Genomic DNA, 22,347 nt, shown 5'->3' on the forward strand with positions numbered 1-22,347 from the left:
GTCTCCCCTTGGTGATGGTGATCTCGCCGACCGTTATAAACAGTCTCCTCATAATGACCATCCGGTTGCTGATTTCCAGCGATTGGGCCAGCACCGCGAGAGAGATTTTTGTCTAAAGTCTTTGTTTTGATGCATGTCGTTGTCCCAGAACCGCGCACACTTCTGGGCGACATGCATTTAAGCGGCGTCTTTTGCACGGTCGAGGCTGATGCCGATGTCCTTCAAGGCCTCGGCCACGGCCTCGTCCAGCGGGGTGTGCGGGACTTCGCCGATGATGCCTTCCAGCCGGTCGGACACGAGCCGGTGCGGTTCGAAGCGCAGATAGGACATCGAGACGATCTCGCGCCACATCGCCACGAACGGGCTGCCGGCGCGCAGCACCCACCAAGGCATGAAGGTCAGTTTCAGCGGACGTCCCAACGCTTTCTCGGCCGCGGCCTTTATGTCCATGTCGGTGACGGCGTGGCCGGGGAAGTTGAGCGCCTCAAAGAAGCCGAGCTTGCCCTGATTGCGCGCCAGGCCGACGAAGCCGATGGCGAAGTCCGGCAAATAGGCCCATTCGTGCACGAGGTTGGCAGGGCCAGGCGCGGTGTAGACGCCCTTGTTCATCTTGGCGGCGACGACGAGGTCGAACCATGATCCGCTGCCGGTGCCGCCGAAGAAATCGCCGGCGCGCAGGATGATGGTGCGGACGCGACCGGCATCGGCCTCGCGGCGAAACAGCGCTTCCATGGCGCAGCGGATGCGGCCCTTCTCGGTCGTTGGGCGGAACGGCGTGTCTTCGGTGACGAGTTGAGGCATCGGCGAGCCGTAATTGTAGACAGTGCCGGGGAAGAGATGCAGCGCGCCATTGGCATGGCAGGCGGCCACGACGTTTTCCGCCATCGGCAGGCATTTGCTCCAATCGGTGTAGATCGGGTTGAGACCGTTGAAGATGATGTCGACGCCTTGCGTGGCGCGGATCAGCGCCTCGCGGTCGAGCGCATCGCCGGCGACGGCGGTGGCGCCCTTGAGTTCGGCCGGGACCTTGCCGGTGCGGGTGACGGCGCGGACATCGAAACCGGCGTCGATGAAGGCTTTGCCAACCACGCGGCCGAGCCGGCCATTGGCCCCCAGAATTGCGATCTTGGTCATTTTTCTTCTCCGTGTCTGTGTTTGCACGGCGAATATGATGCGTTCATACGCGAATGAAAATTGACTATGGATGCAGATTCGTTATTCATAAATGAATGGAAGACATCGACTGGAACCTGATCAAGAGTTTCGTCACCGTGGCGGAGACCGGCAGCCTGTCGGCCGCGGCGCGCAAACTGTCGGCCAGCCAACCGACGCTCGGGCGTCACATCGGTGAGCTCGAACAGGCGTTGGGCGTCACCTTGTTCCGGCGCGGGCGGCGCGGCTATGCGCTGACGGAAGCAGGCGCCACGCTGTTCGAACGCGGCAAGGCGGTGAGCGAGCAGGCGAGCGCGTTCTCACTATTGGCATTGGGCTCGGTCGAGGCGATCGAAGGCACGGTGCGCATTGCCGCCAGCGAGGTGGTGGCGGCCTATGTGCTGCCGAAGATGACGGCGCGGCTCGGCATCGAGGAACCCGGCATCGAGGTCGAGATCGTCGCCTCGAACCAGGTCGAGAACCTGCTGCGAAGGGATGCCGATATCGCCATCCGCATGGTCAAGCCGGCGCAGAACGAGCTGACGGCGCGCAAGGTCTGCGATATCAAGCTCTGCTGCTGCGCGGCGAAATCCTATCTCGGCAGGCACGGCCGCCCGCTCAAGCCCGCCGATCTTCTCGACCATCCGCTGATCGGCTTCGACCGCAGCGACGAGATGATCCGGGGCTTTACCCAGGCCGGCATCCCCGTCACCCGAAGCAGCTTCCGCTTCAGGGCCGACAACCAGATCGTTCTGTGGGAAGCGCTGCGGGCGGGAAACGGCGTCGGTCTCGGCCAGGAGCCGCTGGCCGACAGCGACCCCTTGCTGGAGAAACTCCTGCCCGGCCTGCCATTGCCCAGCCTGCCGGTGTGGCTGGCCATGCATCGCGACGTGCGCACCAGCGTGCGCATCCGCCGCGTCGCGGATTTCCTCTATGAGGAGCTGAAGCGCTATTCGGCGGGGGCGGCCGCGAATTCGGCGCGGTGAGCGAGCCCGGCCATCAACAGCACGACGATCAGCAGCGCCGACATGGCGACGAAGATCGGGCCGAAGCTCGAATGCTCGGCGACGAAGCCGATCGCCGACGGCGCCACCAATATGCCGGAATAGCCCATGGTGGTGACGACGCTCATGCCGGTGCCCGACGACATGCCTTCCTGATTGCCGCCGGCCGAGAAGATGATCGGCACCATGTTGGCGATGCCGAAGCCGCAGAGGGCAAAAGCGGCGATGGCGATCCAGGGCGAGGGCGACAGGCCGGCGACCAGCATGCCGGCGGCGGCCACGATGGCCGAACCGCGCAGCGTCGCCACCGCGCCGAAGCGGTTGCGCACGCCGTCGCCGAAAAAGCGCATGACAGCCATGACGCCGGAGAAGGCGGCGTAGGCAAGGCCGGCGATGGCGAGGTCGGCGCCGAGCTCCTGCCGGAGATAAAGCGCTGCCCAGTCGAGCACGGCGCCCTCGGAAATCATCGTCAGCAGCGCCATCAGCCCGACAAGATAGACCAGCGGGTTGGCCGGCAGCGTTAATCTGTGATGCTCGACGGCCTGCGGCTTGTCCTCGGCGATGAGGTAGCCGACCGCCACGGCAATGACGGCAAAAGCTATGACCGTGACCACAGCCGCATGGGCGAGGTGGCCGTAAGTCTGGATGGCGTAACCGCCCAGACCGCCACCGGCGAAACCGCCGAGGCTCCAGAAGCCGTGCGAGGACGACATGATGGCGCGGGACAGCCGGCGCTCGACCACCACGGCATTGGCGTTCATGGCGACATCCATGCCGCCGATCGAGCCGCCGAAGATGATCATGGCGATCGACGCCAGCGGCACGTTGGGCGCCAGCGCCACGATCAGCAGGCCGAGGCTGCCGCACAGGCCGAACCAGCGCAACACGGTGCGCGAGCCATGCCTGGAGATCAGATGGCCGCACCAGCTCATGGCCGCGACCGCGCCGACGCCGAACAGAAGGATCAGCAGGCCGAGGGTGAATTTCGAGATGTCGAGCCGGGTCAGGAACACCGGAATCTGCGGCGCCCAGCTGCCGGTCAGGAAGCCGTTGGCGAGGAAGATCGCTGCTACGGCCCATCGCCCCTGAAGGGCGCTCTGCATGGTGTTTTGCGCGTTCATGGCCCGAATCCGGTCAAAGAATGGCTTTGCGCGGCAAATTAGATCGATTCAATTTCTCGTCAAGCGCTTGGCTGCGAAAAGCTTGTGGGCCACATCTAAGGGGAAACCGTTAGGCGCTGTCCCGCCGACGTCAATCCTGTGAACCGCGCGCTACTTCAGTGATCCCTCGGCCGTCTTGCCTCGAACTCCGCTTTCTTGGCGTCCGAAGCCTCGGTCTGGTTCAGCGCCTGCCATTGCGCATAGGGCATGCCGTAGACGATTTCGCGCGACTGATCCTTGCCAAGATCGACGCCCTCAGCCTCGGCCGCTTCGCGATACCAGTTCGACAGGCAGTTGCGGCAGAAGCCGGCGAGGTTCATCAGGTCGATGTTTTGCACATCGCTGCGCTCGCGCAGATGATCGACCAGCCGGCGGAAGGCCGCGGCCTCGAAATCGCGTTTCTGGTCATCGCTGAGTTCGGTCATTGCCTTGGATCCTCACAGCGGCCCGGTGCGCGAGCCGAACATCTTCACCTGATGTATATCGGGACGGCGGTCGATGGCGTCAACGATCGGCGCCAGCCGTTGCGCCCAGGCCAGCGCCCCGTTGCTGTCTGATATCAGGTCCTGGCGGATCTCGATCAGCGCATGGGCAAAGCCGTTGACGATGGCGTGCTTGAACATGGTGTCGCCGCGCAACGCGCCGTCATAGGGTTCATTGTCGCCGACGACGAGGTTTTTGTCCTGCGCCAGCATGTCGATCAGCGGCCGCGCCACGCGGTCGTCGAGGTCCCACAATATGCCGACATGCCAAGGGCGGATGAAGCCCTGCATGACAGGGGTGAAGGAGTGTACGGAGAAGATGAACGGCGCTTTGCCTGAGGCGTGCGCCACCGACGCGATCATGGCGCCGACCGCGTCCTGATAAGGCCGGTAGAAGCCGTCGAGCCGCCTTTCGCGTTCGGCCGGTGCCATAGGGTAGTTTCCCGGCACGACAGTGCCGTCATAGAGCTGGCGGATCAGCGTCGGGTCGTCCTCGCCGCGATTGGGATCGATCAGCAGCCGCGAAAAATTGGCGATCACCGCCGGCACGTCGAGCGCTGCGGCCAGTTCGCGCGTCACCGTCTCGACACCGATGTCGTAGGCGATATGGCGATCGAGTTCCGCCGCCGGCAAGCCGAGACTGCCATACTCCTCCGGCAGGTCGCGGCGGGCATGGTCGGCGACAAGCACGATGCCTCGCTTGCGGTCGCCTTCGACGATATCGAAAGGCGCGAAAACTGTGGATCGGGTCATTGGCTGGAAAGGTCTGTTCGCTGGCTTCCGGGGAGGGTGGTATCGTCATTCCCACGAAGAGGAGTGTTGCGCAATGCCGTTGTTTGGCCACGGTTTCTGCGAAAATCCTGTGACGCGCGGCGTATCGCGTGTCGGGGGCCTTTCTAAATCGATTGGAATTGGACAGAACGGCGCGTTGACATGCGCCCGGACTTTTCCGAAAAGGGGCGTTGAGAGATGCAGATGACGTTATTGAGGGGTTTCGGGATGGGTTCCGCCGGCAGGCCGCGTGCGCGCACCGCCTTTGCCGTGCCGCTCCTGACCCTGACGCTAGGGCTCACCGCGCTGGTCGCGGCTTCGCCTGCCCGCGCCGATTTCCGCGTCTGCAACGCCACGCAGAACCTGGTCGGCGTCGGCATCGGCTACCGCGCCAAGGCAGGCTGGATCACCGAGGGGTGGTGGCACATCGAAGGATCGAGCTGCAAGACGCTGATCGAAGGTCCGCTGTCATCGAGGTTTTACTATCTTTATGCAGAAGACGCCGAGCGCGGCGGGCGCTGGGATGGCCCGATCAACATGTGCGTGGCTGAAAAAGAGTTCAAGATCGCAGGCGTTACCGATTGCGTCGCCCGGGGCTTCCAGCGCGCCGGATTCCAGGAATATGACACGGGCGAGCAGGCAAGCTGGATGGTCCAGCTGACCGATGAGTCCACAACGGGAGGCGCTCCAGCCGCCCCGGGAACAAACAGTCAATGAGACGTAGCCGCAAGGTCAAGATCCTCGCCACCATCGGTCCTGCCTCCTCGTCCGAGGAGATGCTGCAGAAGCTGTTCGAAGCCGGCGCCGATGTCTTCCGCATCAATATGAGCCACACCGATCACGAGCTGATGCGCACGCTGGTCGGCCGCATCCGCGCGGTCGAGGAAAAGGTCGGCCGTCCGATCGGCATCCTGGCCGATTTGCAGGGACCGAAGCTGCGCGTCGGCAAGTTCGCCAACGGCAAGGAGGTTCTGACGCCGGGCCGGACCTTCACCCTCGACAATAATCCCGAGCCCGGCACGTCGACCCGGGTCTACCTGCCGCATCCCGAAATCCTGAGCTCGGTCGAGGCCGGCCACCGTCTGTTGATCGACGACGGCAAGCTGGAGCTCAGGGCGGTGAAGAGCGACGGCAAGTCTATCACCTGCACCGTCGTCGCCGGCACCACCATTTCCGACAAGAAGGGCGTCAGCCTGCCCGACACCGACCTGCCGGTCGGTGCGCTGACCGAAAAGGACCGCAAGGACCTCGATGCGGTGCTGGCGGAAAGCGTCGACTGGGTGGCGCTGTCCTTCGTGCAGCGGCCGGAGGATTTGGCGGAAGCCCGCAAGATCGCGCGCGGCCGGGCACTGATCATGGCCAAGATCGAAAAGCCGCAGGCCGTCGCCCGGCTGGCCGAAATCATCGAACTCTCCGACGCGCTGATGGTCGCCCGCGGCGATCTCGGTGTGGAAATGCCGCTGGAAGCGGTGCCCGGCATCCAGAAGCAGATCACGCGCGCCGCGCGCCGCGCCGGCAAGCCGGTGGTGGTCGCCACGCAGATGCTGGAATCGATGATCACCGCGCCGGTGCCGACCCGCGCCGAGGTCTCCGACGTGTCGATCGCCGTGTTCGAGGGCGCCGACGCCATCATGCTTTCAGCCGAATCCGCTGCCGGCGCCTATCCGGTCGAGGCGGTGGCGATGATGAACCGCATCGCCACCAAGGTCGAAACCGACCCGACCTATGCCGGCATCATCAACGCGCAGCGCTCGGAACCGGAAGCAACCGGCGCCGACGCCATTTCGCTCGCCGCCCGCGAGATTGCCGAGACGCTGAAACTGTCGGCGATCATCACCTATACGGCGTCGGGCACCACGGGCCTGCGCGCCGCGCGCGAGCGGCCGCAAGTGCCGATCATCGCGCTGTCGCCGATCCTCAACACGGCGCGGCGGCTGTCGCTCTTGTGGGGCACGCATTGCGTCGTCTCGCCCGACGCCAGCGACCTCGACGACATGGTCGACCGCGCCTGCCGCATCGCTTTCGAAGAGGGGTTCGGTCAGCCGGGCGACCGCGTCATCATCACGGCGGGCGTGCCGCTGAGGACGCCGGGTTCGACCAACATGCTGCGCATCGCCTATGTCGGGTCGGACGTGCAGGCCACCCGCAACATAGGTTGACAGAGGCTTCAACTCATCACAGTTCGCAGCGCTCTTGCCGCACCTTCGGCGTGATCGATACGCTGAAGGAAGCGGTGTGCGCGAGGAACGGGGTCGTGCAGGTACTGGTCCGGACCCAGCATCTTTCGCCGGTTGAGTTCGACTGTGTCGAGCAGATCGAAATCGACCGTGGCGATCGTGCAGTGCCACCCGGGATTGCGCGACGCCCAGCCCCTCTTGTGGTGTTTTAAAAGCCGCTCGCGGGCTGAATAGCCGTGGTAGTCGAAGGCGATCACGCCGTTCGTCGCGTAAATATGGTTCCCGGAAAAGCCCTCGCCAGGAATGATCCGTTCGCCGTAAAAGCCGTCCAGAGGAGGACGCTCGAGAAAGGCGCCGGCAAGAATGGCGCACGCGCCATAGCCGAAGAAGATGCGGTCCGGCAACGCCCATCGCTTCTCCGGGTTTCTCTTGATGCCGTGTTTCAGGACATACATTGCGATCAGGTCGGGGCCAGTTCCGCGTCGGGCACCGTAATGTCGGGGCACTGTGCATCGTTGTAGGCATCGCCGGCGATGCGTGCTTCCACGGTTTTTGCCATTGCCTGCAGGTCGACGACCTTGCCGGCGACTTTCTCGATCGCGCCGACGACGAGGTCGGAGGCGATCCAATCCGGCTTGTGGCCCAGATTGTGGACCCAGATCAGTTCGGCGCCGGGGATGTCCCTGACCAGGCCGACCGAATGGATCGAGGCATAGACCACCTTGTCGCGGTCGCCCGTGATGACGATCGTCGGCGCTGTGATGTCGCGGTAATGCGGCGCGGCCTTAAGCGTATAGTCGTAGAGGGCGGCGACATCGATGGCGTTGGCGCGGAAAGCGCCGGGACGCAGCACCAGCGGAATCGAGGCATTGTCGACGTAGCCTTCCGGCACCTTGTTGGGAGAAAACACGCAGGCCGTGGCGCTGTCCATCTGCAGCGTGCCTGCCGGATAGGTCAATGTCTCCGAGAACAGCCAGCCGATGATGGGGGTGGCGGTCAGCTTGTAGTACCAGGCGGTCGCGCCGCCCGGCCAGGGGTGGCTGACCGGCGACAGAAAGACCAGCCCGAGCGTCTTCTCCGGGTGTTCACGGCCAAAGGCGGCGGTGATCACGCCGCCAAAGGAATGGCCAACCATGATCGCATTGTGGATGCCGAGACGGTCCATCAACCTGGCGATGGTGTCGGCCTGCGCCGACGGGCTCTCATTGCCGGGGCCGCGCGCCGACCAGCCGAAGCCCGGCCGGTCGAGGAAGACCATCTCCGCGCGGCCTTCGAGCAAAGGCCTGATCGGCAGCATCTGATCCCTGAGGTTGGCGCTGGCGCCATGGATGAAGACGATCGCCGGCAGCTCGGCATTTTGTGGCGCCGGCACGTGGACATAGTGGATGCGGGTGGCGTCGATGTCGGCAAATTCGCCGGCCGGCAGGTTCCGCCACTCGATCAGCCACGCGCCGGCGCGGGTGACACCGGCCAGGGCAAAGACGAGCGCGAGGAGCAAAGCACAGGCGGCGTAAATGTGGTTCATGCGCGGAGATACGGGGGTGGAGGGGGATAAGTTCTAGGGAGTAGGGAGTAGGGAGTAGGGAGTAGGGAGTAGGGAGTAGGGAGGTGGCGTCTCGACCAATCTTCTCTACTGACTACTGACTAATCCCTAATTCCTACTGCCTAATCAAATTCCTTCGCCGGCAAGCTCTTCCGAAATTGCCGCGACCTGGTCCTGGGCGCTGCGCATCATCGGATAGATGGTAAGCACCTTCTGCCAGGCTTCGAGCGCCGATTGCTTGTGGCCGGTGGCGGCCATGATCTGGGCCAGGCCGGAAAGCGCGCCGAAATGGCGTGGTTCCAGCTGCAGCGTCTGGTCGATGTCGGACATCGATTTCCCGAAATTCTTCATCATGTAATGCACGGTGGCGCGCCGGTTCCAGCCTTCGGCATATTTTGGCTGCAGGACGACGACCTGGTCGAGGAAGTCGAGGGCGACGTCGAACTTCTGGTCGTCCATCGCCTTTTGCGACCATTGCATCATCAGGTCGATCGAGGCGCTGCCGGACTGGAACCATTCGCCCCAGATGCGCCCGGCGATGCGCTCGGCCGCCTTTTCGTTGCGCTCGCGCTTCAGCTCGGCAAACAGTTGGTCGAGCCTGGCTTCCCTGGTCAGGGCAACCGGCGGCTTTGCCGGCGGATCGTCCGCCGACGCCGGAGCGACGCCGAAAAGAAAGAGGGTCGCCAAAAATGCAAAAAGAATCCGCATCACCGGAATCTAACCCCGGACGGCGGATCGTCAAACTGAAATTAGCGTGAAAGTGCCTGAAACCAGGCAATTACCATCATATGGACGGAGGCAACGAGCCCCCGGCCGAACGCTCAGCCCTGGCGCGCCTTGTAGCGCGGAGCGGTCTTGTTTATGATGTAGACGCGGCCCTTGCGGCGAACCAACTGGTTGTCGCGGTGACGCGCCTTCAGCGCCTTGAGCGAATTCTTGATCTTCATGGTCTTGCCCGTCGGTCTGGGCCCTGTCCGGGCCGAATTATTAAGGCGCGCCTGAAAAGCGCGCCTTTGAACTTGCGGTGGCTCATAAACGAGGAGCCTTGCCCGTGTCAACCGCAAGCGTGCTGGATAGAGGCCGAGAATGGCTTTGGCAATCAAATATCCGCCATCTCGGCTCCACGCCATTGCGCGGCCGAAGGCGGGCTGGAATGGTGCGGCACCCGCAAGCCGATTTGGAGACCTCCATGCGCCTGTTGTTTGTGTCCGCCTGCCTTGCCGTTGTGGCAGCGGCATCCACCGCGCAGGCGCAGGAATGCGACCGCAACGACGACAGCCAGCAGATGATGAACATCTGCGCCGGCGAGGACTATCAGGCGGCAGATGCCAAGCTCAACCAGGCCTACAAGGATCTCGTCGGTCACAACGACGACAAGAGCAGGAAGCTGCTGCAGGTCGCGCAACGCGCCTGGATCGCCTTCCGCGACGCCGAATGCGCCTATACGACGACAGACAGCGAGGGCGGCTCCATCCATCCGATGGAGGTTTCACAATGCCTGACCCAACTGACTGACCAGCGCATCAAACAGCTCACCGCGGGCGCCAATTGTAGGGAAGGCGATGCGAGTTGCGCCAGCCCCGACGAGGACGGGGATCTGAACGACGAGCTGCAATAGGGCTCGATCCACGCCCTCACGCAAAGTGCTGGAATGGCTTAGCTACGGCTGATGCGCGTGAAATGGCCCATCTTGCGGCCTGGGCGCGCTTCCGCCTTGCCGTAGAGATGCAGCATCAGATCGGGCTCGGCGAGCAAAGCGGGCACCCGCAGCACATCGTCGCCGATCAGATTTTCCATGATGCAGTTTGAATGCCGGCCAGGGTTGCCCAGCGGCAGGCCGGCAATGGCGCGGATATGCTGCTCGAACTGCGAAACGATGCAGGCGGCTTCCGTCCAGTGGCCGGAATTGTGCACGCGCGGCGCCATTTCGTTGGCCAGCAGCGTACCATCGGCAAGAACGAAGAACTCGACGCCGATGACGCCGACATAGTCGAGGGCCGACAGGATTTTCGCTGCCGACCCCTGTGCCGTCGCCGCCGTCTCCAGCCTGATCTGGGCCGGCACGGTCGAGGTATGCAGGATGCCGTCGCGGTGGACGTTTTCGGCCGGATCGTAGGCGGCGACCGCGCCGTCCAGCCCGCGCGCGGCGATGACCGAGATTTCGCGCTCGAAAGCGACGAAGGATTCGAGGATCAGCGGCACATTGCCCATGGTCTCGCATGTGCCGGCAAAGCCGCCCGTCTCCATGTTGCGGAAGGCGCGCTGGCCCTTGCCGTCATAGCCCATGCGGCGGGTTTTCAAGATGCCGCTGCCACCGAACTCTCTCAGCGCCGCCGTCAGCTCGTCGTCATTGTCGACGGAGCGGAAATCCGCTGTCCTGATGCCGATGCCGTTCAGGAATAGCTTCTCCGCCACCCTATCCTGGGCAACTTCCAGCGCTCGCGGCGGCGGATAAACCGGGACCTTGGCAGCAAGTGCGCCGGCGGCCGCCACCGGCACATTCTCGAATTCGTAGGTGACGAGGGCGCTGACTGCCGCCAGTTCGGCAAGGGCGTCCGCATCGTCATAGGCGGCGGTGATCTGGCGGTTGGCGACCTGAGCCGCCGGGCAATCGGCCTGCGGTTCGAGGATAATTGTGCGGTAGCCGAGGCGCGCTGCGGCAACAGCCAGCATGCGGCCGAGCTGGCCGCCGCCGATAATGCCGATGCTCGATCCCGCGGGCAGGCTCACGGCGCATCCGTCGGTTCGGTGGCGACCCTGGCGGTTTGGGCGGCGCGCCAGGCATCCAGGCGGGCGGCAATTTCTTCGTCGTTCAGCGCCAGCACGGCGGCCGCCAGAAGGGCGGCGTTGGCCGCACCCGCCTTGCCGATGGCAAGCGTGCCGACCGGAATGCCGGCCGGCATCTGGACGATGGAGAGCAGCGAATCCTGGCCTGACAGCGCCTTCGATTCGACCGGCACGCCGAACACCGGCAGCGGCGTCATCGCCGCCGTCATGCCGGGCAGGTGGGCGGCGCCGCCGGCGCCGGCGATGATCACCTTGTAGCCGGCCGCCTTGGCGCCTTTGGCGAAATCATAGAGGCGGTCCGGGGTGCGGTGGGCGGAGACGATCAGCCGCTTGTGCGGAATGCCCAGCGCCTCCAGCGTTTCGGCGGCGTGGCGCATCGTCGCCCAGTCGGACTGGCTGCCCATGATGATGGCGACGTCGGCGCGGTGGTCGGTCAAGCGCATGCTCCCGGCGGTAAAGGCGCGCCTTAGCGGAATTCGGGCTGGCCCGCAAGGATGGCGGCCGCCGCAGCCTAGTCCGGCCAGCGCAGGGCGCCGGATGAATCCTTTCGCGGCTGTCTCATCGCATCCGCCGGCCTGTCGGCCGCGGTGAGCACGGCGCGGAGGCGTTCGGCGACGATCTCGGCCTCGCCTGGGTGCAGGTTGCACGGGTCGAGGAAGAAATGGCCACGCTCGACTTCGTGGTTGCGCACGATGATGGGCGGCGATCCGGCCGCCAATGCCGAGGCGAGGCCGGCGGCACTGAAGCGGCTTTCGGGGGAGACGAAGATCTGCAGCCGGTCGAGCGGATTGGCGGTCGGGTCGGGAATGATGTTTGCGACGATGCCGGGTATTCCCTGCAGCGAATCCCTCCATAGATGGAGCGCCGCTTCCTCGCGTCGGCGGATGCCGGCATGGTCGCGCTTTTCCCAGGCTTCGAGCGCCGCGATGGTGCCGGCGATGCTTTCCTTGCCGACCTTCATGGCGCGGGCGACGCCGCGGTTCTGCAGATAGGCGGCGCGGACGAGATCCTTGCGGCCGGTGACGATGCCGCTGGTCGGCCCCGAAAGGAATTTGTGGCCGCTATAGACGACGATGTCGGCGCCGCGCGCCAGGAAGCTGCGCAGGTCATATTCGGAAGCCGCATCGACGATCACCGGCACGCCCCTGGCGTGGCAGATATCGCAGAATTCCTCAAGGGAAAGCATGCCGTATTGCACGGTGTGGTGCGCCACGACGTAGAGCGCCGCCGCCGTGCGCTCGTTGATAGCCTCGCGCACATGATAATCCTGCGTGACGCTGACCGTGCCGGCCGGAATGACCTTGGCGCCGGCGACGCGGATCGACTGGTCGATCGGTGCGCCGTAATTGACGATATGGCCGAGCTGGATGACGACTTCGGACTTCAGCCCTTCGGTATCGTCGGGCAGCCGTTCGATCGCCAGCAAATTGGTGCCGGTCATCGCCCCGGCGATCGCCATTGTGATGCCTGAGGCGCAGCAGGCGGTGATGAAGCCGGCCTCGCCGCCGGTGAGGCGGGCGGTGATCACGCTTGCGGCGCGCTGCAGATCGTCCATCTCCACCCATTGCGAGGCGATCTCGGCCATGGCGCTGATCGCCTCGGGAACGATGATCGAGGCGCCGAGCGTCGTCATCGTGCCGGAGACGTTGATGATCGGCCGCAGTCCCAGCCGTTCACGGATCGTGGTGTTGGAGCCGGTGTCGGAATAGGTTTTCATGTTCAGCAATCCCTTGACGGTCAGGCGGCGATCTCGACGACCGCTTCGATTTCGACGGTGATGTTTCCAGGCAGCGAGCCGACCCCGATCGCCGAGCGGGCATGGCCGCCGATCTTGTCGAAGACGCTGGCGAACAGGTCCGAGCAGCCATTGACCACTTTCGGGTGGTCGCTGAAGGTCGGCGTCGCATTGACGAAGCCGAGCAATTTGACGACGCGCACGATGCGGCCGAGATCGCCGGCGGCGGCGTGCATGACGGCGAGCAGGTTGAGGCCGGTGAGGCGGGCATGCTCATAGGCCTGCTCGACGGTGACGTCCTCGCCGACCTTGCCGGTGCACAGCGTGCCGTCGGCGCGCAGCGGCCCTTGACCCGAAAGAAAGATCAGCCGGCCGCTTTCCGCATGGGTGACGAAATTGGCGATCGGTGTCGGCGGCTCGGGCAGCGTCAGGCCGAGTTCGGCGAGCCGGATGTAAGGCGTCATGGAAGAATTCTCCTTGGGCCGGCCTGTTGTTTTACGCAATTCCCAGGGGAAAGCGCTTCGCGCTTTTCCCGAGAAAACCGCTTACACTTCTCCTGGAATTGCTTTGGGCCGCCCATGTCAGAAATGGGAGGCGCGGAAGCGCGCCAGGAAAGAGCGGAGGCGCTCATTGGTGGTCTCTTCGGCAAGGATCTCCTTCGGCGGGCCAACAGCGCTGACACCGCCATCGGCCATGAAGACAATGCGGCTCGAAGCGTCGCGGGCGAAGGCCATCTCGTGCGTGACCATCACCATGGTCATGCCGTCTTCGGCCAGGCTGCGCACAACGGCCAGCACCTCGCCGACCAATTCGGGATCGAGCGCGGAGGTGATCTCGTCGAGCAGCAGGATCTTCGGCTCCATGGCGACTGCCCGCGCTATGCCGACGCGCTGCTGCTGGCCCCCGGAGAGTTCCGCCGGCAGGCTGTCGGCCTTGTGGGCCAGGCCGACGCGGCTCAGCCAATGCTCGGCGATCTGGCGCGCCTCGGCCTTGCTCTTGCCGCGCACCTTGGTGAGGCCGAGCATGATGTTGCCGGCGGCGGTGAGGTGCGGAAACAGGTTGAAGCTCTGGAACACCATGCCGGTTTCGGCGCGCATATTGGCAAGGTCGCGCTCGCTGCGCCGCTGGCGCGCGCCGGCCTCACGAAAACCGACCTCCTTGCCGTCGATTCGGATCGAGCCTGAGTCGTAGCTTTCGAGAAAGTTGACGCAGCGCAGCAGGGTGGTCTTGCCGCTGCCGGAAGGGCCGATGACGGTGACCACCTCGCCCCTGTCCACCTTGAGGCTGACCGAGCGAAGCACCTCGACCGAACCAAAGGCTTTCGAGACCCCGGCAATGTCGAGAAGGGCAGCATTGTCGTTCGAGCTTGTGGCCATCGTGCTAGTCCCGGATGAAGGCAAAGCGCCGTTCCAGCCGCCGGCTGGCGTAGGAAAGCGCATAGTTGACGGCGAAATAGATCAAGGCGCCGAGGATGTAGAGCGGCATCGCCTCATAGGTGCGGCCGATGACCTGGTTGATCGCCTGCATCAGGTCGGTGATGCCGAGCAGCGAGACCAGGGCGCTGCCCTTGACCGCATCGGTGACGCCGTTGATCCAGGGCGGCAGGAAGCGCCGGAAGGCCTGCGGAAAGATGACGTAGGTGAGCCGCTGGCGAAAAGTCAGCCCAATGGCCATCGCCGCTTCTGACTGGCCCTTGGGAATAGAGCCGACGGCGCCCCGGAGATACTCAATGACCTGCGCCGTCTTGAACAAGGTCAGCGCCAGCACCGCCGCCGAGAAGGATTGCAGATGCAGGCCGATGGCCGGCAGGCCGTAATAGACGAAGAACATCAGCACCAGGATCGGGATGCCGCGGATGGTGTCGGAGAAGATGCGCACGGCCCAGCGCAGCGGCGCCGGGCCGTAGACCAGGCCGACGCCGAGCGCGACGCCGGCAATCAGCGACAGCACCACGACCAGCAGCGACACCCACAAAGTGATGGCGAAGCCCTGGGCGAGGAACGGTACGGCGTAGAGGATCTGGCTCAGCATGTCAGCGCGCAGCCCTGAACCGGCGTTCGACCAGCCGCAGTCCGAACAGCAGGGTGTAACCGGTCACCAGATACATCGCCGTCGTCACCAGATAGACCTCGACGATGCGGAAGGTGTTGAAGTTGATCCACTGGGCGCCGAAGGTGAGCTCGGGCACCGAGATCACCGAGGCGATCGACGTGTCCTTGAACAGCGAGATGAAGGTGTTGGACAGCGCCGGCAGCGTGATGCGCAGCATGGTCGGCAGGCGCACATGAACCAGCCGCTGCCAGGGCGTCAGGCCGATGGCTTTGCCGGCATCGAGCTGGCCGCGCGGCACGGCTTCCAGGCCGGAGCGGAACACCTCGACCAGATAGGCGCCGCTATAGACCGACAGCGTCAGCACGAACGAGGTCGGCGCGTCGTAGGCGACGTCGATCACCGTCGGCAGGCCGTAGAAGACGAGATAGACGAGCAGGATCAGCGGCACGTTGCGGATGAATTCGACGTAAGCCGCAATGATGGCGCGCACCACGCGTCCGGCCGAGACATACCAGACCGCCAGCATCAGGCCGATGACGACGCCGATGGCAATCGAAATCACGGCAAGCTCGAGGCTGAGCAGAAGGCCGCCCCACAGCTTGTCGAAATGCCGCCAGATCAGGTTGAAGTTGAGCGTATAGCCCATGCGTCTCCCGCAATAACCAAGGGGATGCGAACTAGAAGGCGGAAGGGCTAACCCTTCCGCCAGCACTTGTCAGACAACCGGGAAACCCGGATGGCGGGCCGGCGGCTCTTGGCCGAAATAGTCCTTGAAGGCGGCGTCGTAGAGTGCGGTCTCATGGCCGAACATGGCGATGGTGAAGGTCTGGTTGACGAAGGTCAGCCAGTCCAGGTCGCCCTGCCTGACCGCCGCGCCGTAGAGCATCGAGTACCAGCTCTTGCCGGCATCGAAATATTTGTCGGGGTTGCGCGAGGCCAGCCAGCGCACGGTTGAAAGATCGACAGCGGCGGCATCGGCGCGTTTCGATTCCAGTGCCTGCAGCACATTGGCCTGGGTGTCGATCTGCAGCACCTGCGCCTCCGGCAGGGCGTAATGGACCGAGCTTTCGGCGTCGACATTCTGCAGGATCGAGATGCGCGTCGCCGAACCGCCGGCGAGCAGCTTGTCGAAGGTCTTGTTTTCCGCGGTCGGCAGCGTCAGCAGGGCGACGCCCTCGACATAGTATGGCCTGGAGAAGTGGATCAGCTGCGAGCGCTGCGCGGTCATGGTCATGAACTGGATGGTAATGTCGACCTTGTTGGTGGTGACATTGGGGATGCGCTGCGCCGGATCTTGCATGACGAACTCGACCTTGCTCGGATCGTCGAACAGACCCTTGGCCAGGATGCGGCCCATGGTGATGTCCATGCCGACCAGCTCGCCGGCATCGTTTTCGAAATGCCATGGCGCGTTGGTGCTGCCGGTGCCGACGATCAGCTTGCCGCGGTCAAGCGCGGTGCGCAGAACGCTGTCGGATGCGGCTTGTGCCGCCGCCTTTTCGGCGCTGACAGCGGTCATCACGCCCGCCGTTGCAAGCCCGGCCATGCCCAGTTTCAGAAAATCTCGCTTGGATGCGTCGTTCACTGCGACCTCCTGTTGTTTGAGTTCCCCTTACAGACACACGTGTCGCCGACTTGAATTGTCTCTTACAATAGACACATGTATCCTATACAAGACAGATACTAACATCAGGAATCAGTTATGCAAGACAGCAATGGACTCACGGATCGGGCGGAGCTTGGTCCAGCCGAGAGCCCGACGCCCGACAAGACCTCCGGCTCGCGTGAGAAGGGCCTCAACCGGGTGCTGGAGATCCTGGAATTCCTGCATGTCACGCAGCGCGCCATCGGCATTGGCGATCTCGCCAAGGGGGTGAATGCGCCGCGCTCCACCACCTATACGCTGGTGCGTTCGCTGGTCGATGCGGGTCTCCTGGAGATGGAGGGCGACGGCAACCGGGTCTATTTCGGCAAGAAGCTCTACCTCTATGGGATGGACTATGTCAGGGGCAACGACCTGCTTAGGCGGGGCCGGCAGGAGGTCGACAATCTGTCGCGCGAGACCGGCGAGACCTCCGAATTGTGCATGCTGCAAAGCGGGCGCTATACCATCGTCCATTCCAGCCCCGGCACCAGGCCGTTCCGCATCAGCTCGGCCACTGGCTTACAGATCCCGCTGCCATGGACGGCATCGGGGCGGCTGCTTCTGGCCGGATTGGAAAGGGCCGCCATCCAGGACATGGTCTCGGAAGACGACCTTTTGCTGCCCGACGGCCGCAGGCTGCAGTTCGACGACTTCATTGCCGATATCGCGACGGCCAGAACGACCGGCTATTGCATCACTTCGGGGCTGGTCGACGCCTACACCAAATGCCTGGCCGCCCCTGTCTTCGCGGCCGCCGGCAAGGTCGAGGCGACGCTGTGCCTGGTGGTGCCGATCGACACTTCAGCGGAGAAGACCGACGAATTGCTGACGTTGCTGCGCCATCGCGCGGCGCGGCTGTCGATAGCGGGGTGAGCAGTTAGGCCCCGAGGCCGTCGGCTAAGCGATGATGTCCGGAATGATCTTGTCTTCCAGCGCCATCAGCCGGTCCTTGAGGAAAAGCTTCTTCTTCTTCATGCGCTGGATCTGCAAGGGGTCGCAGCCCATGGCGATCATCGCATTGATGGCCGCGTCGAAATCGGCATGCTCCTGCTTCAGGCGGGAAAATTCGAGGCGGACATCGGCCTTTTCCTGGTCGGACATTCTCTACCGTCTGCATGTCTGCGGCGCCCGGCAATGGGCATGATTGGGCGGGGGCGGCATCAATTGCCGCCGGCGCGCAGCCAATATCACATATCACATTGTCGTGGAATGCTACCACGCAGCATTCGACATCGCAGCCGGATGGTGGCAGACTGTCATGGTGCCGTCACAGATGCGACCTGCGGTGGACGTGCCTTTGACGGCTGCAATCGAGGAAACCATGAAAGGGAGAACCAATCATGTCTCTTGCATCCCATCTTGATGAGTTGCAGCGGAAACACGGTGATATCGAACGCGAGATCGACGATGCGATGAACCATCCATCGGTCGACGACCTCGAAATCGTGAATCTGAAGCGACGCAAGCTGGCACTCAAGGACGAGATTGAAAAACTGAAGGCGAAACCGACGAGACACTGACGCCCTTCCAGGATTAGACGCGCCGCCTTGGCGCGTGACTATCGCTCCGGTGGCGACATGCCGCCGGAGGCCTGTTTTTGCTACTTGATTCCGATACTGTTGGCCGGCGAAACCCGTCTGTGGGGTCGCCGCGCTGCTGCGATTTGGCGGCTCTGCTTGTCTGTCGCCATTGACAAGCCATCTTTGCTCCTCCACCTCATGCCCGAACCTCAGCGCTATGCGCTGATAGCTGTTTGAGCGTGCGTCGACGTGGACGTATGTCGCTCGGGTGATCAAGAGGCTGCCGGCATGACCGGGTATTTTTCCTCCCCCTTTGCGCGCCGGACATCGGTCGGCGTCGATGTCGGCGGCGTGGTCGTCGGCGGCGGCGCGCCGGTCGTCGTGCAGTCGATGACCAACACCGACACGGCCGATATCGACCAGACCGTCGCGCAGGTTGCGGCTTTGCATCGCGCCGGCTCCGAGATCGTGCGCATCACCGTCGATCGTGACGAGAGCGCTGCCGCCGTGCCGCGCATCCGCGAACGGCTCGAGCGGCTCGGCATCAATGTGCCGCTGGTCGGCGACTTCCACTATATCGGCCACAAGCTGCTCGCCGACCATCCGGACTGCGCCGAGGCGCTGGCCAAATACCGCATCAATCCCGGCAATGTCGGCTTCAAGGACAAGAGAGACCGCCAGTTCGCGGCGATCGTCGAAATGGCGATCAGGCATGACAAGCCGGTGCGCATCGGCGTCAATTGGGGGTCGCTCGATCAGGAACTGCTCACCCGGCTGATGGACGAGAACCAGCGCCAAGGCTTCCCGCTGACGGCGCAGGAAGTAACCCGCGAGGCGATCGTGCAGTCGGCGATCCTGTCGGCCGAAATGGCCGAAGAGATCGGCCTCGCCCGCGAAAAGATCATCCTGTCGGCCAAGGTCAGCGGCGTGCAGGATTTGATCGCCGTCTATACCGAGCTTGCCACGCGTTCCAACCATGCGCTGCATCTTGGCCTCACCGAAGCCGGCATGGGCTCCAAGGGCATCGTCGCCTCGTCGGCTGCCATGGGCATCCTCTTGCAGCAAGGCATTGGCGACACCATCCGCATCTCGCTGACGCCGGAGCCGAATGGCGATCGCACCCGCGAGGTGCAGGTCTCGCAGGAACTGCTGCAGACCATGGGCTTCCGTCAGTTCGTGCCGATCGTCGCCGCTTGCCCCGGCTGCGGCCGCACGACATCCACCGTGTTCCAGGAACTCGCCCAGAACATCCAGGCCGATTTGCGCAAGAACATGCCGGTCTGGCGGGAGAAATATCCCGGCGTCGAGAACCTCAAGGTCGCGGTGATGGGCTGCATTGTCAACGGCCCCGGCGAATCCAAGCACGCCGATATCGGCATCTCGCTGCCCGGCACCGGCGAGACGCCGACCGCGCCGGTCTTCGTCGACGGCAAGAAGTCAGCGACGCTGCGCGGTCCGTCGATCGCCGCCGATTTCGAAAAAATGGTTGCCGACTATATCGAGCAGCGGTTTGGACAGCACGGCAAAGCCGCGGCCGAATGAGCACATGCGGGGGCTGCTCAAAGCCGGTTTGTTCCTGCTCTGCGCGCTGAGTGCCGGACAGGCGCTCGCCGATCCACCGCAATCGCGCTCGGCGGCGAAACGATTGATCGGCCGTGTCTGTGACCTGATCGAGACGCATGCCGAGCGGAACGGCCTGCCGAAGGATTACTTCGCCCGGCTGATCTGGAAGGAAAGCCGCTTCGACCCCAATGCGGTGAGCCCTGTCGGTGCCGAAGGCATCGCCCAGTTCATGCCGGGCACCGCCAAGATGCGCGGGCTGGCCGATCCTTTCGACATCGACCAGGCGATCCCGGCTTCGGCGAAATATCTCGCCGAAATGAAGACCGGCTTCGGCAATCTCGGCCTGGCGGCGGCTGCCTACAATGCCGGCGAGAGCCGCGTTTCGCGCTGGCTGGATTCCGGCGGTTTCCTGCCGATGGAGACCGAGAGCTACGTCTTCGACATCATGGGCGAACCGGCCGACAAGTTCTCCGACAGCGCCTACGCCGGAACGATCGAGCCGCTCGACGCGAAAACCAGCTTTGCCGTCGCCTGCCGCAAGCTGCCGGTGATCATGTCGAGAACCGTGGCCATGGCGTCGATCAATGTGAAGCCATGGGGCGTCCAGGTGGCCGGCAATTTCCGCAGGGGCGCGGCGATCAATCAGTGGCTGCGGGTCAGGAGCCGGTTTCCGGCGCTGCTTTCCGGTCGTGACCCGGTGGTCAGCCGGGTGCGCACGCCGATCGGCCGACGCGGCATCTACGCCGTCAGGATCGGCGTCGACGACCGTGCCGCCGCCAACGTCATCTGCCAGAAACTGCAAAGCGTCGGCGGCGCCTGTATCGTCGTGCGCAACCGATAGGGGGCGACATGACGGCCAAAATCGTCCTGCTTAATGGCGTCGGCAGCGCCGGCAAAAGCTCGATCGCCAGGGCGCTGCAAACAATCACCGCTGAACCGTTCCTGCATGTCCAGATGGATGCTTTCATCGACATGCTGCCGCCGGCGCTGCAGGATCATGCCGACGGGTTTTCCTTTGAGACGGTGCTGGAGGACGGCAAGCCGTCGGTGGTGATCAGGAGCGGGCCGATCGGCGCGCGAACCATGCGCGGCATGCGCCATGCCATCGCCGCCATGGCCGGGCAAGGCAACAATCTCATTGTCGACGACGTGATCTTCAATGACGAGATAGCGGAGTATGTCGAGTTGCTGTCGAGCTTTGACCTGCATCTGGTCGGCGTCATGGCGCCGCTGGAGGTGCTGGAAGCGCGCGAGGCCGCGCGCGCCGACAGGCTGCCTGGCCTGGCGCGCTGGCAATATGGACGCGTCCACAAGGGCATGGACTACGACCTCGAAGTCGACACCAGCCGGCTGACGCCGCTTGAATGCGCCCGTCGCATCCAGGAAAGATTCCGACTATAGTGGCCGGTGTCTTTGACACGATCGCAGCTTTTACCAATTGCCCAAAACGCCGATAGCCGTCTCTGGCCTGCAAAGTCGTGTCGATTAAATATTTATGAGCCTTGCTGTAGTAAGACGGGTCGAAATTTTCTGGCGAGACCTTTGGGGCCGTTAACGGGGGAAATCATGCCGGTGACAAATTTCCTTGGACGCGTCGTCGGTGAACTTGAAACGCCGCGCGCCAAACGGCCGTTCGGTTCTGGGTGGCTGTCCGGCTCGATTGGCTTGCTTGCCGGGGTCACCGCCCTGCTGATGGTCATCGTGCTGCGCTACCCGTCGCTTACATCGATGCCGGATCTGGCCCCCATCCACCAGATGCTGTTCTTCAAGCCGGTGCTCTATTTCGTCCTCATCTCCGGCTATATCCTGGCGATCCTCAGCATGACGCTGCGCAGGCAAAAGACGCTCGGCGCGGCAGCGATGTTCACTGTGCTGCTGGCGTCGCTGGTCGGCATGCTTCCGGTGCGCCATCAACTGCACATCGACGGGGTGTTCTTCGGGCTCGATTTCTTCATCCTGAACGCCTTGTTCATGGGTGTGCTGTTCGTCCCGCTCGAACGTCTTTTCGCGCGCAACAAGGATCAGACCGTGTTCCGCGACGAATGGCGCGAGGACCTGTTCTACTATCTGGTCTCATCGCTGCTGGTGCAGATTTTGACCTACCTGACCTTGGCGCCGTCCAACTTCGTCAATGCACAGGGCGCCCTTGGTTCGGTGCGCGCCTGGGTCCACGACTTGCCGTGGCTGGTGCAACTGATGGCGGTGATGTTCCTGACCGACCTTGCCCAGTATTGGGTGCATCGGGCCTTTCATCGCATTCCCTGGCTGTGGAAGTTCCATGCCGTGCACCATTCCGCCAAGTCGATGGACTGGATTGCCGGTGCGCGCATGCATTTCCTGGAAATCATCGTGCTGCGCAGCCTGACGGCCACCCCGATGTTCGTGCTGGGGTTCGATGAATCGGCTATCCAGACGTATATATTGATCGTCTACGTCTATTCGTCGTTCATCCATTCCAACATCGGAACCAGTTTCGGTCCAGTCGAAAAGGTGCTGGTGTCGCCGCGTTACCACCACTGGCATCACGGCCTCGAAAAAGAAGCGATCGACGTAAATTTCGCCATCCATTTCCCGCTGCTCGACCGGCTGTTCGGCACCCATCATATGCCCGAAGGGCGCTGGCCGAACGGCTACGGCATTCACGGACATCCCGTTCCGAACGGATACTGGCAGCAATTCCTCTATCCCTTCCGGCGCGGCTAGACTGGAGTCCTTCGCGAAGCGCGCGTGTCACCGCGCCTGGCGAGGTTAGCCCA

General features: G+C 63.5%; 27 protein-coding genes. 10 read left to right on the top strand and 17 right to left on the bottom strand.

Annotated elements, in window-relative coordinates; translation table 11 throughout:
• Positions 1-177: 177 nt before the first annotated feature.
• Positions 178-1,134 carry an SDR family oxidoreductase gene (locus X730_RS147370; RefSeq protein WP_023826705.1) on the bottom strand — a complete coding sequence of 319 codons (957 nt, stop codon included), beginning with the start codon at positions 1,132-1,134 and terminating at the stop codon, positions 178-180.
• A gap of 95 nt (positions 1,135-1,229) precedes the next feature.
• On the opposite strand from X730_RS147370, the gene X730_RS147365 reads away from it, so the two are divergent.
• Positions 1,230-2,138 (top strand): LysR family transcriptional regulator, encoded by a 909-nt coding sequence (locus X730_RS147365; protein WP_023826706.1) that lies wholly within the window; start codon positions 1,230-1,232, stop codon positions 2,136-2,138.
• Here X730_RS147365 and X730_RS147360 read toward each other — a convergent pair.
• The 3 genes from X730_RS147360 to X730_RS147350 all read right to left on the bottom strand — a co-directional run bounded on the left by X730_RS147360 (position 2,102) and on the right by X730_RS147350 (position 4,551).
• Positions 2,102-3,277 carry an MFS transporter gene (locus X730_RS147360; RefSeq protein ID WP_023826707.1) on the bottom strand — a complete coding sequence of 392 codons (1,176 nt, stop codon included), beginning with the start codon at positions 3,275-3,277 and terminating at the stop codon, positions 2,102-2,104. The genes X730_RS147365 and X730_RS147360 overlap by 37 nt on opposite strands.
• Positions 3,278-3,432: 155 nt before the next feature.
• A complete protein-coding gene (locus X730_RS147355) occupies positions 3,433-3,741 on the bottom strand; it encodes a DUF1244 domain-containing protein (protein WP_023673120.1) in 309 nt (102 codons plus the stop codon).
• A 12-nt stretch (positions 3,742-3,753) separates the two neighbouring features.
• Positions 3,754-4,551, bottom strand: coding sequence for an N-formylglutamate amidohydrolase (locus X730_RS147350; protein WP_023826708.1), 798 nt, complete (start codon positions 4,549-4,551; stop codon positions 3,754-3,756).
• A 246-nt stretch (positions 4,552-4,797) separates the two neighbouring features.
• Here X730_RS147350 and X730_RS147345 point away from each other — a divergent pair, with 246 nt between their 5' ends.
• Complete coding sequence (locus X730_RS147345; protein WP_023673118.1) at positions 4,798-5,286, top strand: DUF1036 domain-containing protein; 489 nt, start codon at positions 4,798-4,800, stop codon at positions 5,284-5,286.
• Entirely contained in the window at positions 5,283-6,728 is a 1,446-nt protein-coding gene (gene pyk / locus X730_RS147340; RefSeq protein ID WP_023826709.1) for a pyruvate kinase, read from the top strand. Before X730_RS147345 ends, pyk begins: the two co-directional genes overlap by 4 nt.
• A gap of 8 nt (positions 6,729-6,736) precedes the next feature.
• On the opposite strand, the gene X730_RS147335 is transcribed toward pyk, so the two are convergent.
• The 4 genes from X730_RS147335 to ykgO form a co-directional block, all read right to left on the bottom strand.
• A complete protein-coding gene (locus X730_RS147335; protein ID WP_023826710.1) occupies positions 6,737-7,201 on the bottom strand; it encodes a hypothetical protein in 465 nt (154 codons plus the stop codon).
• 5 nt (positions 7,202-7,206) lie between these two features.
• Positions 7,207-8,271: an alpha/beta hydrolase gene (locus tag X730_RS147330; protein WP_023826711.1), complete on the bottom strand. Its 1,065-nt coding sequence runs from the start codon at positions 8,269-8,271 to the stop codon at positions 7,207-7,209.
• Positions 8,272-8,415: 144 nt separating this feature from the next.
• Positions 8,416-8,997 carry a hypothetical protein gene (locus X730_RS147325; RefSeq protein ID WP_023711628.1) on the bottom strand — a complete coding sequence of 194 codons (582 nt, stop codon included), beginning with the start codon at positions 8,995-8,997 and terminating at the stop codon, positions 8,416-8,418.
• Positions 8,998-9,110: 113 nt separating this feature from the next.
• Entirely contained in the window at positions 9,111-9,236 is a 126-nt protein-coding gene (gene ykgO, locus X730_RS147320; RefSeq protein WP_006327841.1) for a type B 50S ribosomal protein L36, read from the bottom strand.
• 242 nt (positions 9,237-9,478) lie between these two features.
• Here ykgO and X730_RS147315 point away from each other — a divergent pair, with 242 nt between their 5' ends.
• Positions 9,479-9,907: a lysozyme inhibitor LprI family protein gene (locus tag X730_RS147315; RefSeq protein WP_023826712.1), complete on the top strand. Its 429-nt coding sequence runs from the start codon at positions 9,479-9,481 to the stop codon at positions 9,905-9,907.
• 38 nt (positions 9,908-9,945) lie between these two features.
• On the opposite strand, the gene X730_RS147310 is transcribed toward X730_RS147315, so the two are convergent.
• From X730_RS147310 to X730_RS147275, 8 genes are all read right to left on the bottom strand, one after another.
• Positions 9,946-11,019 (bottom strand): 5-(carboxyamino)imidazole ribonucleotide synthase, encoded by a 1,074-nt coding sequence (locus X730_RS147310; RefSeq protein WP_023826713.1) that lies wholly within the window; start codon positions 11,017-11,019, stop codon positions 9,946-9,948.
• On the bottom strand, positions 11,016-11,513 hold the full coding sequence (gene purE, locus X730_RS147305) for a 5-(carboxyamino)imidazole ribonucleotide mutase (protein WP_023822296.1): 498 nt from the start codon (positions 11,511-11,513) through the stop codon (positions 11,016-11,018). The genes X730_RS147310 and purE overlap by 4 nt, the downstream gene beginning before the upstream one ends.
• A gap of 74 nt (positions 11,514-11,587) precedes the next feature.
• Positions 11,588-12,793, bottom strand: coding sequence for an aminotransferase class V-fold PLP-dependent enzyme (locus tag X730_RS147300; RefSeq protein ID WP_031197096.1), 1,206 nt, complete (start codon positions 12,791-12,793; stop codon positions 11,588-11,590).
• Between the two features lie 20 nt (positions 12,794-12,813).
• The gene (locus X730_RS147295) at positions 12,814-13,275 is read right to left on the bottom strand and encodes a RidA family protein (RefSeq protein WP_023673109.1); all 462 of its coding nucleotides are present in this window, start codon (positions 13,273-13,275) and stop codon (positions 12,814-12,816) included.
• Between the two features lie 117 nt (positions 13,276-13,392).
• On the bottom strand, positions 13,393-14,187 hold the full coding sequence (locus X730_RS147290; RefSeq protein WP_023673108.1) for an amino acid ABC transporter ATP-binding protein: 795 nt from the start codon (positions 14,185-14,187) through the stop codon (positions 13,393-13,395).
• Between the two features lie 4 nt (positions 14,188-14,191).
• The gene (locus X730_RS147285; RefSeq protein ID WP_023684027.1) at positions 14,192-14,842 is read right to left on the bottom strand and encodes an amino acid ABC transporter permease; all 651 of its coding nucleotides are present in this window, start codon (positions 14,840-14,842) and stop codon (positions 14,192-14,194) included.
• 1 nt (position 14,843) lies between these two features.
• Positions 14,844-15,509: an amino acid ABC transporter permease gene (locus X730_RS147280; RefSeq protein ID WP_023673106.1), complete on the bottom strand. Its 666-nt coding sequence runs from the start codon at positions 15,507-15,509 to the stop codon at positions 14,844-14,846.
• A gap of 69 nt (positions 15,510-15,578) precedes the next feature.
• Positions 15,579-16,409 (bottom strand): transporter substrate-binding domain-containing protein, encoded by an 831-nt coding sequence (locus X730_RS147275; RefSeq protein WP_023673105.1) that lies wholly within the window; start codon positions 16,407-16,409, stop codon positions 15,579-15,581.
• Positions 16,410-16,565: 156 nt separating this feature from the next.
• Here X730_RS147275 and X730_RS147270 point away from each other — a divergent pair, with 156 nt between their 5' ends.
• Positions 16,566-17,381, top strand: coding sequence for an IclR family transcriptional regulator (locus X730_RS147270; RefSeq protein ID WP_023752881.1), 816 nt, complete (start codon positions 16,566-16,568; stop codon positions 17,379-17,381).
• Positions 17,382-17,405: 24 nt separating this feature from the next.
• Here the strand turns inward: X730_RS147270 and X730_RS147265 are convergent, their stop codons facing one another.
• Positions 17,406-17,609, bottom strand: a complete 204-nt coding sequence (locus X730_RS147265; protein ID WP_023673103.1) for a YdcH family protein — start codon at positions 17,607-17,609, stop codon at positions 17,406-17,408.
• A 239-nt stretch (positions 17,610-17,848) separates the two neighbouring features.
• Here X730_RS147265 and X730_RS147260 point away from each other — a divergent pair, with 239 nt between their 5' ends.
• From X730_RS147260 to X730_RS0134015, 5 genes are all read left to right on the top strand, one after another.
• Positions 17,849-18,028, top strand: a complete 180-nt coding sequence (locus X730_RS147260) for a YdcH family protein (protein ID WP_023684024.1) — start codon at positions 17,849-17,851, stop codon at positions 18,026-18,028.
• Between the two features lie 288 nt (positions 18,029-18,316).
• Entirely contained in the window at positions 18,317-19,570 is a 1,254-nt protein-coding gene (gene ispG, locus X730_RS147255) for a flavodoxin-dependent (E)-4-hydroxy-3-methylbut-2-enyl-diphosphate synthase (RefSeq protein ID WP_023684023.1), read from the top strand.
• A 4-nt stretch (positions 19,571-19,574) separates the two neighbouring features.
• Positions 19,575-20,432 carry a lytic transglycosylase domain-containing protein gene (locus X730_RS147250; protein WP_023826714.1) on the top strand — a complete coding sequence of 286 codons (858 nt, stop codon included), beginning with the start codon at positions 19,575-19,577 and terminating at the stop codon, positions 20,430-20,432.
• An 8-nt stretch (positions 20,433-20,440) separates the two neighbouring features.
• Complete coding sequence (locus X730_RS147245) at positions 20,441-20,992, top strand: AAA family ATPase (protein ID WP_023698479.1); 552 nt, start codon at positions 20,441-20,443, stop codon at positions 20,990-20,992.
• 165 nt (positions 20,993-21,157) lie between these two features.
• Complete coding sequence (locus X730_RS0134015; protein ID WP_050588126.1) at positions 21,158-22,294, top strand: sterol desaturase family protein; 1,137 nt, start codon at positions 21,158-21,160, stop codon at positions 22,292-22,294.
• Positions 22,295-22,347 lie beyond the last annotated feature (53 nt).

The organism is Mesorhizobium sp. L103C131B0 (assembly GCF_000502275.1).
GTDB lineage: Bacteria > Pseudomonadota > Alphaproteobacteria > Rhizobiales > Rhizobiaceae > Mesorhizobium.